The following is a 14,140-nucleotide window of genomic DNA, read 5'->3' on the forward strand; positions in this document are numbered from 1 at the left end:
ATATACTGTAATTATTTCAGTATTATAGGCTTCCCTTTAATTTAAAACTATATTATTAAATAAAATATCTATGTCCATTGCATATCGCGTTCTTTTTGTACAGTTTGCAGAAATATAGTTGTTTAAATCTGCAAACTTTTCATCAGATGTTACTATCATCTTATTTCCCTGAAAATCTCTTATAATAAAGTAATATTTAAAATGAGTCTTAAAAATCTCATCTACTATTCCCTCAACCTGTATTATCTGGACTTCATTAATATCAAATATAAGGCTGTGTATATCTTTAAAAAGAGGATACAATGCAGTGCTGAAAACTATAGTAAATATAAAGAAAACAAATACTTTACTGATATCATATAAATATAATCCATAAAAAACAATAAAAATTAAGCAAATAAATAATATTATTAAATCTTTCTTAAGATAATTTTTTAGTTTTTTTAATGCTTCTTTCCTTTCGATGTGATAATTCTTTTTTTCTATTTTTTTTCTTTGACGTATTGAATCTCTGTTATAGAAAAAAGCTAAGGATATAATCATCAATATTGTACTGATAGTAACTCCATAAAGTTTATAATTATCTTTGTTTTCCTTTATATCCTTTAATTGGTTTATTGAATAATAATTATTTATTTTAAAATTACCACATAGTAAATCCATATAATTATTATAAATTTTTAAAGCTGCATATTCATAGCCAGCACTTTTAACATATGTACCATAATTTATATTAAAATCATCTCTTAAATTAAGCAAATCATTTATAACAACGCTCCTACTATCATCTTTTGAAAATAAAAGTATTACATAATCTTTATTTCCCCAATTTTCTATAAGTTTTTGGGCATAATACTTATCGTTATATCCAAAAAGACTTTCAACTGTTACAATATATAAATTTGTTCCTGTTGTTTTTTTAAATAATTTTAAATTGTTTTCAAGCTTATTTTGCATCTCGCTGCTTATTATATCAGCTCTGTCGACTACAAAATAATTATCTGGCCTTAGGGGCAGTTTTGAAAATTCTTTAGATGTAGTATAGGATATAATTATAAATAAAATTGTTAAAATAATAACTATATTAAAAACTTTATTGCTCATTTCATCTCTCCTTTCAACAAAATAAAAAGAGACATATAAAGTCTTAATCAGCCTTTATATGCCTCTGTTTTTTTACCTGAGAGTTTCTACATCGCTGTATTGCTCCTACGGTGCCAATAGCGGTCTTTCCAGAGCCTCGTCCATTAGCGATATATTTGCCTGAAAGATTCCTTTACATTTGGCTGATGTAAAATTGCTTCTTCGGCTACCCAAGGGTATCTCTCGCTAATATCATCCGACTTTGTTAATTTTTACTCAATCTTATATCTTAATTTTATAACACTCTTCATAAATTTTCAATAGAAATTATTAAATATTTAGTAATAAAATTATTTATATAATCTATATCAGCTTTCTGAAAGCTTCAGATTTACTGTTAAACTCTTTCCATCTCTTATTATCTTAACCTTTACATTATCGTTTACTTTATAATTTGATTTTATCTTATTTATATCGCTTGTAGTTTTTACAGTCTGCCCTGCAAACTCTGTTATTATATCTCCACTTTGAATTCCTGCTCTTTCTGCTGGACTAAATTCTTCAACCTGAAGTACATATACTCCTACTGGAAGATTATATCTTTTTGCCAAATCGCTGGTTATATCTCTGCATACTATTCCTATTTTAACTAAAGGTTTACTCAATACATCTATTTTTGATTTAACGATATTTATTGGAATTGCAAAGCCTATACCTTCAACATTGTTTGCACTAATTTTTGCTGTATTTATCCCTATAACCTGACCTCTCGAATTTACTAATGCTCCTCCGCTGTTTCCAGGATTTATTGCAGCGTCAGTTTGAATAAATGTTAAATTTTTATTATTTACATCAACCTGTCTGTTCAGTGCACTAATAACGCCGGCAGTAACTGAACCTAAAAGATCCTTACCAAGAGGATTACCTATTGCAACTGCCGTTTCTCCAACTTCAATAGAATCTGAGTCTCCAAATTCAGCAACTCCAGGAACTTTCACATCATCAGTAATCTTTACCACTGCAATATCAAAATCGCTGTCATAATTAACGACCTTTGCATTTACTTCTTTCCCATTATTAAATATAACTTTAACCTGCTGTGCTCCCTGTATAACATGATAATTTGTTACTATATAGCCATCGCTTGAAAAAATTATACCAGAACCTACAGAGTCAACTTCCTGACCATAAACATCAAAATTATTAAAATATTGAAAGCTCTTCGTTGTAATACCAACTACTGCTGGTCCTACTTTTTTTGCTATTTCTGGTATGGTAAGCTGCTGTGTTAAATTTGATGTTAAAGTTGCCTTTGGTGCTATATTGTATGTCTGATTTTCTTTACTGCTTTCAACCTTAGATTGTATGTATTTATTAAACATATCAGTTTTAGGAAGTACAAAAAATCCTAATGCACCAACGATAAGCCCTCCTATAATAGAACTAACAACAGCAGTTGCAATAAAAGCCATAAAAAACTTATTTTTAGCCCTTTTTACCTTTTTTACTGATGATACATTTTCTGAGCTGCTGTTATCGATTATACATAATGCAGTTTCATTTTTATTTTCGTGTAATTCATCCATAGTCAAAACCTCCTTTATATCCTTTTCTTTTGTTTATATAATAATACTTGTTTATTAATAAATTTTTAAGAAAATTTGTATAAAATAATAATATAAATTTAAATTTTAATGATTAAATCAATATAGCAGCTTATCTATCATTTCAATATAATTTTTGATTTTTTCATGATGATTAGGAACACTTCCATACCACGCTGAATCATCATCAATTTTTCTCCCAAAATATTTAGATTTAAATATAATTTCCGGCCTGTATTCATAGTGCATTATATCAAAATGCCCCCACTTTCCGCCCCATATAAAGTTATTTTTTTCAAAAATTGATACTATTTCTTTAGGATAGGACTCTAATCTTTTCTCACCATTTTGTCTTGATGTCCACTTCCAATAATCATTCTTATTAACTGATAAATCCACTGCTATTCCAAAAGAATGGGCACTTAAATTATTGGTACCCGCTATATTTCTATAATTGAATGTTCCAGACATAGGAAGTATATTTTTCCTTATACTTTGATTTTTCAAGGACAAATCAGAAAGTTCTATCATAACATTTTTAAAATTTACCGCTGCAGAATTGTTTTTATTAAAATTAAAACTGCCAAATGGAGTATTTACCAAAGTAAGATTTTTTTCAATTTGGAGCTTAGAATTTCCATATACAGCTTTAAAAAAGCTATAGCATCTTGCCCTTCCTGGATCGAAGTCTTTTTCCATTATTTTATTCTCCGTATTTAGAGGATATATTTGCTCCATCATGTCCTGGATATCAGCATTTAATATTTTTTCATCATGGCTTTTTTTCTTTTTATCATCATATAATATTTTTTCTCCAGAATTCATAACAATATATATGCAGTTATTATTTTTTTCAATATCCTTTATATAATCAGGATAGGACATCATAAGGCATAATATATCCCTCTTTGCTTCAGTTATATAAGCATAAGAATTTAAATCCTCTGTAGAAGTTATTTTTGATGGTATGTTTTGTTTTATAGAAGGTAACTGCATATCTTTTTTGTTACCGCATCCACTAAAAAAAATAATAATTGATATAGCTGCTAACAGTTTTTTCATGGCTTACTCCTTTCAAAAAACAATTAACATTTTATGTTTTTTACATTTTAAATAATATTCATACATACATATTATTTTCATATAATTTAAAATATATGGCATTGAGGTGAAAGCATTAAGTATGATACCTAAAAAAGTTTTCTATAATCTTATCTTTACTGGTTTACTTTTAATTATATCAACAATATGCTTTAATTCTAATCTCGTTATTAAAACTGTGGATATTAAAGATGAAATAGAACATATTCTAAATATTTATTTTATGGAAAGATGCAGCTCCTTTGTAACAGGTAATTATCAAAATTTAGAAAATCAATTCGACTTATCAAGTAAATATGGAAAATGGTCCTTTGAACATGAAAAAAAACGTATAGATTTTATTAACAAATGGTGCTCTTTAAGGGAAATAAAATTAGTTAATGCAGAAAGTAAAATTAAGATATTCAGTATAAAGGAAAATAAAAATTCAATTAAAGTTTATTTAAGTGACATAACAAAAATAGGATATATTTATTTAAATCAAGATGAAGCACCTTTAAATGAATTTAGTTACGGTACAAGGCATTCAATGACGCTTATATATAAAAATGGAAATTACTATATAACAACAGACTGGTATAATGACCCCTTAGATGATACGATTCAAGAAACAGGCACACCTGCACAAAATATAATTGAAAGCGAGGCAAGTAAATATATATGGGTAAAATACGATAGAAAAAAAGCAGTTGAATATGCTGATAAATACTGCGGCGCTAACTTTTATATAGAAGATGGATATAAATATAATAAAAAATATAGGAATTTTGCTGATTTAGGAGGAGATTGTGCAAATTTTGCCTCCCAAGTATTATCGGACAAAGAAGCAGGCGGCATCAAAATGGGCGGAGGATGGCTCTACAGAAATGGTGAGGCAAGCGCTTCTTGGGTTAATGCTGGAGCTTTTACCTATCACATGCTGTATTCGGGCAAGGCAAAACTAATTGCAAAGGGTAAATATTCGAAAGTAATTAATTCAATACAATACTTATCTCCCGGAGATATAATCGCTTATCAAAGGAAAAATGATATTGTTCATGTTTCAATAGTAACTGCTATAGATTCAATGGGTGTACCTATGGTAAATTCTCATACAAATGATAGATACCACGTTCCTTGGGATTTAGGCTGGAACAGCAGTGATATTACATTTTGGCTCCTTAAAATTAATGGATAATATCATTTTCTATAAATATTTTAAAAACATATGGATAAAATATATATTAAGTTTAGCTAATTTACTTCTAAGGAGGATTCATATGAAATCAAAAGAAGAAATAAGACGAATGATTAATGAAATCGATAGTCAAATACACCAAAACGAAGTGGAAATAAACAACATAAGAAGGACATGGGAGGGAATAGATGCTTCCTCAAGCGAACGCATACTTCAAGCTAATGATGAAATAATGCATCTGGAAAACCAGCGTCAGGTACTAAGCTGGATGCTTGAAGATAAAACACAGGGCACTACTTTTTAAGTTGGTGCCTTTAATTTTTTATTTAAATTTCAAGTATTTTTAAAATAATAAGATATTAACTTTTATATACTATTAATAAATATAACTTGTATCAAATTGGAGATGGTTTAGGTGGAGGCTAATATTGCTATACTTTCAATTCTTGTTATTGCAGTACTTGGAAGAGCTAATTCAGTTGCAGCTGCAGCCTGCTTCCTTTTAATTTTCAGGCTTTTAAATATCGATAATTTTATTTTTCCTTGGCTTGAAAAAAACGGTCTATTCTGGGGCCTTGTAATACTTACAGCCTCAATATTAATACCTATTGCCAGTGGAAGAATAACATTATTAGATATAAGAAAAAATTTCACATCATGGGTTGGTATTTTAGCTCTTTTACTTTCTCTTTTTACAACCTATTTAAGCGGGCTTGGCCTTCAATATCTTACAATCGAAGGCAGAAGCGACATTATGCCTGCCCTTATTTTAGGAGCTGTAATTGCAGCAGCCTTCTTTAAGGGTGTACCTGTTGGGCCTCTTGTGACTTCTGGACTTCTTGCGCTTTTTCTAAAACTTATTCATAAGTATTAATATTAATTGTTATGTTATAATTTATTATCTAACAATTAATTTTTTATGATAAATATAATTTTAATGCCCTTTAATAGCATTCTCTACAGCTAATTTTCAATATTTTACTTCTATTATAACTTTACTTTAGTAAAGCTAACACTCACCATATCCAATGTTTATTATATTATTATTTATATTATAGACTATATAGTTATCATTATAAAAATTCGAGGCAAGTATTAGTTAAAATACCTGCCTCTTACTAATATACTATTTTACATTGTAACTACAGTTCCAGTTTTCCCTTTTAGCGCTTCTCTTGCCTTTTCAAGGGATGTAATAACTGCTTTTCTTCCTTTCTTTGACTGTGCAAACATAACTGCAGCTTTAACCTTTGGAAGCATTGAACCTGGTGCAAAATGTCCTTCCTTCATGTAGCTTTCAGCTTCCTCAACGGTCATAGTTAAAAGATTTTTCTGATCAGGTTTGTTGAAATTAATGGCAACCTGCTCTACAGCAGTTAATATTACAAGTTCATCAGCATCAAGAAGCTCAGCTATCTTTTCTGAAGCTAAGTCTTTATCTATTACTGCAGGAACACCTTCTAAGCTTCCATCTTCTTTTTCTATTACAGGCACTCCTCCGCCTCCAACTGTTATAACCACATGTCCTGCTTCAACAAGGGTTCTTACTATTCCTTCTTCAACAACAGCCTTTGGCATTGGAGATGCAACAACTCTTCTCCATCCTCTTCCTGCATCTTCCTTCATAACATAGCCCTTCTCAGCTATAAGTTTTTTAGCCTGTTCTTCAGTAAAGAAAGAACCTACTGGTTTTGTTGGGTTTTTAAATCCTGGATCATCCTTATCAACGACAACCTGAGTAACGACTGCTGCTATCTGCTTGTTTAAACCTCTAATCCTCATTTCCTGCCTTATTGCCTGCTGAAGATGATATCCAATATACCCTTGGCTCATAGCACCGCATTCTGGAAAAGGCATAACAGGCTTTGCTTCATCAATAGAATTTGCAGCTTCATAGGTTGCAACAATTTGTCCAACCTGTGGGCCGTTACCATGAGCTATTATAACCTCATGACCATCTTCTATTAAGTCTACAATTGCCTTTGATGTAGCGTGACATGTTTCAAGCTGTGCCTCTGCTGAAATATCCTTTGGATTTGCCTGAAGTGCATTTCCTCCAAGTGCAACCACTATTCTTGCCATTTTTTACTCCTCCTTATGGTTGAATTTTTCCAGTAACTATTTGAATTAGCATATAAACTGCTATTAAAAGCATTATTACAATTGAAATTATTTCTGTTCTTGTAAGTTTTTCACCTTTTTCTTTCTTTGCAATATAATAAGGTACTATGCCTGTAGAATACATAATAAATGCAAGTCCAAGATAAGTTAATCCAACAGCATAAATAACATACACTGCATATATAACTGCAATTAAAGAAACTATTTTATCTCCTATTTGCGATTTATCTTCAAATGAAATCTTTGCTGAATAAAGTGCTGAAAAAAGGTATGGTATAAGTATATTCGTTGTTGCTATATAAAAAACTGTATAATAAGCGGATTGAAGCTTTTCAGAAAGCAGTGCTACAAGAAAAAGCTGAGTTACAACATTAGTAAGCACAAGAGAGTTAATTGGTACACCTACAGTATTTTCCTTAGCAAACCACTTTGGCAAAACTCCATCCTTTGCAGCAATGTATGGTATCTCTGCTGCAAGCAGAATCCAGCTTAGTGTTGCACCAAAGAGTGATACCAATAGACCTACTTTTACTATAACTCCTCCTGCATTCCCAAGAGCTGTTGCCTTTAAAACATCGGCAAGAGGCGTTGATGAATTTGCAAGTTCCTTCGCTGGTATTACTCCCATTGCAATAGAAGATATTAAAACATACATAACAAGCGTAATTAAAATACTTAATACCGTAGCTTTTCCAACAATTTTAGGTGACTCTGCTCTTTCAGATAATACTGTTGCAGCTTCTACACCTATAAAACACCACAATATTGTTCCCATTGCACTTTTTACCTGTGAAAGTATAGTCACAGAATCACCAGTTGCAGCAAGACTTGTTTTCCAATTTGCTACATTAAATACTGATGCATTAAATATTATAAATCCAAATACTATAACAAGCAATAGAGGTAATAATTTACCTATTGTAACTATTGCATTTACAACCCCTGCACTCTTTACTCCTCTTGTTATAATAAAATGAATCGTCCACAAAACTATTGAAGCAAGTATAAAAGATACAAATGGATTCAAAGAATGTCCTTCACCAAGAAGACTGTTTAATGTTTTAAACATCAATACAAAAAATGCTACATTTCCAAGCCATGCACTTAACCAATAACCCCATGCAGAATTAAATCCAATAAACTCCCCAAAACCTGCTCTTGCATAGGAATAAATTCCTCCAGTAAGTTCCGGCCTTTTATTTGCAAGCATTTGAAAAACAAGTGCAAGACATATTATACCAATACCACCTATAGCCCATGCAATAAGTGTTGCCTGTGGATTAGCCTTGCCAATTAAATCTGTCGGACTGTTAAATATACCGCCGCCTATCATTGAACCTATTCCAAGAGCAACGAGCAAAGCTAAGCCCATCTTCTTTTCGTTCTTCATATTAACCCCCCTATCTACAAAGAACAATGCCTCATATATTTTAAAATTTTTATAATTCATTGAATTTTTCGAATTCTATATTCCTGTACCTATTACTAATAAGGTCTATCAAAAATCAAGGGCAGACAAGCTGCCCATGATTTTATAAAGTAGCAACCATAACTGCCTTTATAGTATGCATTCTGTTTTCAGCTTCATCAAAAACTACTGAATGTCTGCTTCTAAATACTTCATCAGTAACTTCTCTTACATCAAGTCCCATCTTTTCCTTTGCTTCCTTTGCAACTTTTGTTTCAAAGTCATGGAATGATGGCAGGCAGTGCATGAATATAACGTCTTTATTTCCAGTTGCATTAAGCATATCCATAGTTACCCTGTATGGAGTTAAAAGTCTTACTCTTTCTGCAAGTTTATCCTCTTCTCCCATTGAAACCCAAACGTCTGTGTAAATAACATCTGCACCCTTTACACATTCAATATTATCAGAAACTTCAATTACAGCTCCTGTTTCCTTTGCAACTTCCTGAACTTTATCCATTACTTCCTTTTCTGGCCATAATTCCTTTGGACCATATGCAACATAATGCATACCTAATTTTGCACAGCCGTACATCCATGCATAAGACATATTATTTCTTGTATCTCCAACGAATACTACCTTTACTTTATTTAATGGTTTTGCTACATGCTCTTCAATAGTCATTAAATCTGCAAGTATCTGTGTTGGATGATCAACATCAGTTAAACCGTTCCATACTGGAACTCCTGAATATTTAGCAAGATCTTCAACAACAGATTGTTTATATCCTCTATATTCTATTCCATCATAGAATCTTCCAAGAACCTTTGCAGTATCTTCGAGGGATTCTTTCTTACCCATCTGAGAGCTGTTTGAATCAAGGAAAGTTACATGTGCTCCCTCATCTAAAGCTGCAACTTCAAAAGCACATCTTGTTCTTGTTGAAGTCTTTTCAAATAAAAGAACGATGTTCTTTCCCTTTAATAATTCATTATGAATTCCTGCTCTTTTCTTTGATTTTAAGTCATGGGATAAGTCAAGCATATACCTGATTTCCTCTGGTGTAAAATCCATTAATGTTAAAAAGCTTCTTCCCTTTAAATTAACTGGCATTTTTAGCCCTCCTTTTAATTCTTAATATTTATTTTAAGTTCTCTCTTTCAAGAGGCATACTCATACATCTCGGGCCGCCTCTACCCCTTGAAAGCTCTGAACTTGGTATTGACAATACTTTTATTCCTTTTTTATCAAGTATCTCGTTTGTAACATAGTTTCTCTCATATGTTACTACAACTCCTGGAGCAATTGCAAGAGTATTTGAACCATCATTCCACTGTTCACGTCCTGCTATTATTAAATCTCCACCACCACATTTTATAAGTTCTACTGATGGAATATTAAGCGCTTTGCTAAGCGTTTCTTCAAGAGAACAGGTTGTATGTCTGAAATTAAGATTATTGTTTGCTCCTCTTGTTATTTCGTATACGCTTAAAGGTCCCTCAATTCCTGGATGTATTGTAAATTTATCATAATCAACCATAGTAAACACTGTATCAAGATGCATAAATGCTCTGCACTTTGGAATTTCAAAAACAAGTATTTTTTCAAAGCTTGTTCCTGCATCAAATAAATTCTTAGCAACTATCTCAATGGCTTCTGCCGAGGTTCTCTCACTGCATCCTATTGCTAAAACTTTATCAGAAAGAACAAGTTCATCTCCGCCTTCTATTGCAAAGGGCATCGTCCTGTCATACCAAAGAGGTGTTTCTGTATTTTTAAAGAATTTATGATATTTATGAATATATTTTAAAAATAGTGTTTCTCTTCTTCTTGCCTCTGTCCTCATTCTATTTATAGTAAGACCGCTTCCTATAGATGCTCCTGGGTCCCTTGTAAAATATAGATTAGGCATTGGATCAAGATAGAAAGGATATTCATCCATCATAAGCTCAGACAAAGAATGAGCTTCTTTTATCTTTATTTCTTCCTTCCTTACACCTGCCATAACAGTATCTATCATATCTCTTGTTGTTTTAGAAAGAAGGTAGTCTGATAGTGCTTCTTTCAGTGCTTCTGAAGTGATGCCGCTTTCATAAAGAAACTCATCAATAAATTCTTTTTTTATATTTTCATCTTCTATAGACTCTGCTGCAAGTTCTTCAAGGTATAATACTTCAACCCCGTTTTCCCTTAAAACCTGCGCAAATATATCATGTTCCTGCCTTGCAATTTTAAGATATGGTATATCATCAAACAAAAGTCTTCCGAGATATTCAGGTACAAGATTTTCAACTTCCTGACCTGGTCTGTGTAAAAGAACTTTTTTAAGTTTACCTATCTCGGAGGTTACATTAATAAAAGAATTCATCTAATTACCCCCTATTCGACATTAATTTCAGCGTTCTTTATACATTATACATTGTATGTATAATTTTGTGCAAACATCATTATTTTCATAATATTAATCATTATCTAAATTTTGCTCTTGTTTTCTTTCGTATATTCACTATTTCTTAATTGCATAAATTTAAATAATATTTATATTTTTTTATATTTATAGAATTTATTTTGTATATACATTTATAATTATTCTGTAAAAATATATTTTTTTGCTTTATATAAGCTATTTATACAGAAAACATTTATATTTGAGTTATAAATAATAAAAATAATAAGAATTTAAACATTTAATCTATTATGCATTTTATATTCTTTACATTTTTTAACAAACATTTTTATACCTCTAATTTCATCTCGTGCCTTTTCATATGTCATATCTCCTCTTCCAAGTCTGTCACAGAGATTTAAAAGAGCAATCTCATATAGTGAAACTTCCTTCAGCATTTCACCGATGCTTGAAAAAGCCATATTCTTTATTACAAAAAGAGCTTCCATATGCCATCTTACCATTGAAGCTACCCCTTTAATAAAATCCTGATTATCAGTAAGTTCTCTTAAAAAATCAACAGCCATCCTTCGACCAACTTTTTCATGTTCATAGGAAGTAATCTTGCCATTCCTTATTGCGGTAGTCGGTGCTTTACCTATATCATGCAAAAGAGCAGCCCACATAAATACTCTTTGATTTTTACTCTTATTTCTTCTACTTGCCGCCTCATCAACAACCATAAGAGTATGGGTAAAAACATCTCCCTCAGGATGATATTTTTTATTTTGCTCAACTTTTTTCAAATCAGAAAGCATTGTAAAGGGATAAGTCTTACTAATTTTTTCATTTTCAAATAAATTTTTAATAAATTCCGAAGGTTTATTGTCATTCATAAGATGTTTATCTATTTCATTAAAAATTTCTTTTTTTGAATTCATCTCATACCTCCATGAAATACAAATAAGAGATTTATAAATATAGTTTTATCTAATAATTTTTATTTTATTAAATAAAAATAGGAGTGAATATTAATCCACTCCTATTTATGGTAAAAATTCTTTATATTTTTATAATATTTTTTAAATTATTTTTTAAAGTACCTGTCTAAAAGACCTTTAAATGCCATGCCATGTCTTGCTTCATCTTTACACATTTCATGCACCGTATCATGAATTGCATCGTAATTAAGCTGCTTTGCACGTGTTGCAAGTTTCTTCTTACCGTCACAAGCTCCATATTCAGCTTCAACTCTCATCTCAAGATTCTTCTTTGTATCAGGAAGAACTACTTCTCCTAAAAGTTCAGCAAACTTTGCCGCATGTTCTGCTTCCTCAAAAGCTATTCTTTTATAAGCTTCTGCAACTTCTGGATATCCCTCTCTGTCTGCTTGTCGGCTCATTGCAAGATACATTCCAACTTCTGTACACTCTCCCATGAAATTTGCCTTAAGGCCTTCTAAAACTTCAGCATCTATGTCCTTTGCTACTCCTATTCTATGTTCATCTGCCCACTGCAATACATCTTCTTTCTTTTCAACAAATTTTTCCTTTGGGGCACCGCACTGTGGACATTTGTCTGGTGCTTCATCCCCTTCATGTACATAACCACATATTGTACAAACCCATTTTTTCATTTTATTACCTCCCTCGATTTATATAAATTCATAAATTGCTTTTGTAATTCTATAATATAGCAATTCTATCAATATGTCAATAATTATTTTCCATTAATAATATTTATTTTTTCAAAACTTCTTTATTGTTAACTAAAAAAGGCAGACATTTTGTCTACCCTTTTATCACTACTACTATGTTATTCTCAAGAAATATTACTCTTCCATCACTATAAACCATCTCTTCAAATATACCGTACCTGTTTGAAATGATATTGTCCTTTTGAGGCGTTCCGAGAATACTAATTACATTTTGTTTACTAATCCCAACTTTAACATCATTATTAACAGTTGTTATTGATAAAACCTGTCCTTCTTTCGCCGTATTTATGCTTTTATTTTTATTGTAAAGTAATACCCATTTATTTATATCAAAATAACCCTGCACAGTTTTTTTAATATCTTCAGAAAGCTCTCCATTATAATCAGGATTAAGCTTTGATATTGCCTCTTCAATAATTGCATTATTTTTTTTGTCGCTTCCTTGTGATTTTATAACATTTAATAAATTTATATACTTTAAAATCTCTTCTTTTTTATGTGTTAATGAAACGCTATTTATTTTAAACAGCTTATTTTGTGCATTTAAAAAATCCCCTTGCCTGATTAGAGCTATTGCTTCATTAAAAGCATCCTTTTGAACTTTATCCTCTGATTTTGCATTAAGCTCTGAAATCTTAAACTCAAAAACATTTAAAAGATCATCTAAATCTTTTGTATACTGCTGCTTCAAAGGTCCTTTAAGGCTTGTCTTCTTTGTGTTTATAAAAGTTATACCTTTTTTATACGATTCAATCGCATCGTTATCATTAGAATAATTATCATAAAATATTTTATTTGGATATACATAAGCATAAATATCGTTAGCATCCTTATAAAAAGGAACCTTTTCAATACATTCCAAGGCTTTTGCCCATTCTCCTTTTTTCATATAGCTTATAGAATTTTGATACTCTTTTTCTGCTTTTCCGCTCTCATAAAAAATAATAATAAAAGCACCAACAGCGAATACAATTAGTACTGAAATAACTATTTTTAGTGTAGTTAAAAATTTCTCCATAATATCACCTTAATTAATATTTTGCTTAGAATATAAGTATAGCATAAATTCACGTTAGACAAAATGGATAATTGAATTCTTATTGGAATTAAAATGCAAATATTGAATTGAACTAATTTTTATTTTATAATTTATAAGACATTTTATAAAAGGAGATGGATTAAATGAAAAGTTATATTGCTAAGGGCGTATGCTGTGATAAAATTATTTTTGATATTGAAAATGATATAATTAAGAATGTAAGATTTATAGGTGGATGCAGTGGTAATACTCAAGGAGTCGCAAGGCTTGTTGAAGGAATGAAAGCTGAGGAGGCAGTAAAAAGGCTTAAAGGAATTAAATGCGGCTCAAAGGAAACTTCCTGCCCTGACCAGCTTGCAAGAGCTATTGAAGAAAACTTATTATAGCTCTTTAAATAAATAACTATTTCTTTTATTTGTTACCTTCGCTGCAGCTTTTTTATAATGAAAAGCTGTTATAAAAATTAAAACCATCTCAAAATAGAAATACTTCTATTTTGAGAT

The 14,140-nt window shown here is 30.9% G+C and carries 14 protein-coding genes and 2 riboswitches; of the genes, 4 read left to right on the forward strand and 10 right to left on the reverse strand.

All coding sequences use genetic code 11. The features are described 5' to 3' along the window. Positions 1-36: 36 nt before the first annotated feature. From B5D15_RS02885 to B5D15_RS02895, 3 genes are all read right to left on the reverse strand, one after another. Positions 37-1,104, reverse strand: a complete 1,068-nt coding sequence (locus B5D15_RS02885) for a TPM domain-containing protein (RefSeq protein WP_078695599.1) — start codon at positions 1,102-1,104, stop codon at positions 37-39. A 62-nt stretch (positions 1,105-1,166) separates the two neighbouring features. After that, a riboswitch (glycine riboswitch) is annotated at positions 1,167-1,238 on the reverse strand. Positions 1,239-1,241: 3 nt separating this feature from the next. After that, positions 1,242-1,339: riboswitch (glycine riboswitch) on the reverse strand. Positions 1,340-1,451: 112 nt separating this feature from the next. Next, a complete protein-coding gene (locus B5D15_RS02890) occupies positions 1,452-2,669 on the reverse strand; it encodes a S1C family serine protease (RefSeq protein WP_078695600.1) in 1,218 nt (405 codons plus the stop codon). A 117-nt stretch (positions 2,670-2,786) separates the two neighbouring features. After that, positions 2,787-3,644: a M15 family metallopeptidase gene (locus B5D15_RS02895; protein WP_242948681.1), complete on the reverse strand. Its 858-nt coding sequence runs from the start codon at positions 3,642-3,644 to the stop codon at positions 2,787-2,789. A 226-nt stretch (positions 3,645-3,870) separates the two neighbouring features. Here B5D15_RS02895 and B5D15_RS02900 point away from each other — a divergent pair, with 226 nt between their 5' ends. The 3 genes from B5D15_RS02900 (at position 3,871) to B5D15_RS02910 (ending at position 5,839) form a co-directional block, all read left to right on the forward strand. After that, complete coding sequence (locus tag B5D15_RS02900) at positions 3,871-4,965, forward strand: amidase domain-containing protein (RefSeq protein ID WP_078695601.1); 1,095 nt, start codon at positions 3,871-3,873, stop codon at positions 4,963-4,965. 82 nt (positions 4,966-5,047) lie between these two features. Next, positions 5,048-5,269: a hypothetical protein gene (locus B5D15_RS02905; RefSeq protein WP_078695602.1), complete on the forward strand. Its 222-nt coding sequence runs from the start codon at positions 5,048-5,050 to the stop codon at positions 5,267-5,269. 111 nt (positions 5,270-5,380) lie between these two features. After that, positions 5,381-5,839, forward strand: coding sequence for a DUF441 domain-containing protein (locus tag B5D15_RS02910; RefSeq protein WP_078695603.1), 459 nt, complete (start codon positions 5,381-5,383; stop codon positions 5,837-5,839). Positions 5,840-6,096: 257 nt separating this feature from the next. On the opposite strand, the gene arcC is transcribed toward B5D15_RS02910, so the two are convergent. The 7 genes from arcC to B5D15_RS02945 form a co-directional block, all read right to left on the reverse strand. Then, entirely contained in the window at positions 6,097-7,047 is a 951-nt protein-coding gene (gene arcC, locus B5D15_RS02915; protein WP_078695604.1) for a carbamate kinase, read from the reverse strand. A gap of 13 nt (positions 7,048-7,060) precedes the next feature. After that, positions 7,061-8,476, reverse strand: a complete 1,416-nt coding sequence (locus tag B5D15_RS02920) for a basic amino acid/polyamine antiporter (RefSeq protein ID WP_078695605.1) — start codon at positions 8,474-8,476, stop codon at positions 7,061-7,063. A 142-nt stretch (positions 8,477-8,618) separates the two neighbouring features. Continuing rightward, positions 8,619-9,608 (reverse strand): ornithine carbamoyltransferase, encoded by a 990-nt coding sequence (gene argF, locus B5D15_RS02925; protein WP_078695606.1) that lies wholly within the window; start codon positions 9,606-9,608, stop codon positions 8,619-8,621. Positions 9,609-9,636: 28 nt separating this feature from the next. Next, positions 9,637-10,863, reverse strand: a complete 1,227-nt coding sequence (gene arcA, locus B5D15_RS02930) for an arginine deiminase (protein ID WP_078695607.1) — start codon at positions 10,861-10,863, stop codon at positions 9,637-9,639. A gap of 311 nt (positions 10,864-11,174) precedes the next feature. After that, on the reverse strand, positions 11,175-11,822 hold the full coding sequence (locus B5D15_RS02935; RefSeq protein ID WP_078695608.1) for an HDIG domain-containing metalloprotein: 648 nt from the start codon (positions 11,820-11,822) through the stop codon (positions 11,175-11,177). A 146-nt stretch (positions 11,823-11,968) separates the two neighbouring features. Continuing rightward, positions 11,969-12,517: an NADH peroxidase gene (locus B5D15_RS02940; RefSeq protein WP_078695609.1), complete on the reverse strand. Its 549-nt coding sequence runs from the start codon at positions 12,515-12,517 to the stop codon at positions 11,969-11,971. A 154-nt stretch (positions 12,518-12,671) separates the two neighbouring features. Further along, complete coding sequence (locus B5D15_RS02945; protein ID WP_078695610.1) at positions 12,672-13,616, reverse strand: hypothetical protein; 945 nt, start codon at positions 13,614-13,616, stop codon at positions 12,672-12,674. 164 nt (positions 13,617-13,780) lie between these two features. On the opposite strand from B5D15_RS02945, the gene B5D15_RS02950 reads away from it, so the two are divergent. Then, positions 13,781-14,023: a TIGR03905 family TSCPD domain-containing protein gene (locus B5D15_RS02950; protein WP_078695611.1), complete on the forward strand. Its 243-nt coding sequence runs from the start codon at positions 13,781-13,783 to the stop codon at positions 14,021-14,023. Positions 14,024-14,140: the final 117 nt, after the last annotated feature.

Source organism: Caloramator quimbayensis (assembly GCF_900167605.1).
Taxonomy (GTDB): domain Bacteria; phylum Bacillota; class Clostridia; order Clostridiales; family Caloramatoraceae; genus Caloramator_B; species Caloramator_B quimbayensis.

Bases quoted from the DNA above. Each gene is read 5' to 3' on its own strand.
- B5D15_RS02935 (WP_078695608.1), bottom strand. From the start codon at position 11,822: ATGAATTCAAAAAAAGAAATTTTTAATGAAATAGATAAACATCTTATG.
- B5D15_RS02950 (WP_078695611.1), top strand. From the start codon at position 13,781: ATGAAAAGTTATATTGCTAAGGGCGTATGCTGTGATAAAATTATTTTT.
- B5D15_RS02890 (WP_078695600.1), bottom strand. From the start codon at position 2,669: ATGGATGAATTACACGAAAATAAAAATGAAACTGCATTATGTATAATC.
- B5D15_RS02920 (WP_078695605.1), bottom strand. From the start codon at position 8,476: ATGAAGAACGAAAAGAAGATGGGCTTAGCTTTGCTCGTTGCTCTTGGA.
- B5D15_RS02885 (WP_078695599.1), bottom strand. From the start codon at position 1,104: ATGAGCAATAAAGTTTTTAATATAGTTATTATTTTAACAATTTTATTT.
- arcC (WP_078695604.1), bottom strand. From the start codon at position 7,047: ATGGCAAGAATAGTGGTTGCACTTGGAGGAAATGCACTTCAGGCAAAT.
- B5D15_RS02900 (WP_078695601.1), top strand. From the start codon at position 3,871: ATGATACCTAAAAAAGTTTTCTATAATCTTATCTTTACTGGTTTACTT.
- B5D15_RS02940 (WP_078695609.1), bottom strand. From the start codon at position 12,517: ATGAAAAAATGGGTTTGTACAATATGTGGTTATGTACATGAAGGGGAT.
- B5D15_RS02945 (WP_078695610.1), bottom strand. From the start codon at position 13,616: ATGGAGAAATTTTTAACTACACTAAAAATAGTTATTTCAGTACTAATT.
- argF (WP_078695606.1), bottom strand. From the start codon at position 9,608: ATGCCAGTTAATTTAAAGGGAAGAAGCTTTTTAACATTAATGGATTTT.
- arcA (WP_078695607.1), bottom strand. From the start codon at position 10,863: ATGAATTCTTTTATTAATGTAACCTCCGAGATAGGTAAACTTAAAAAA.
- B5D15_RS02905 (WP_078695602.1), top strand. From the start codon at position 5,048: ATGAAATCAAAAGAAGAAATAAGACGAATGATTAATGAAATCGATAGT.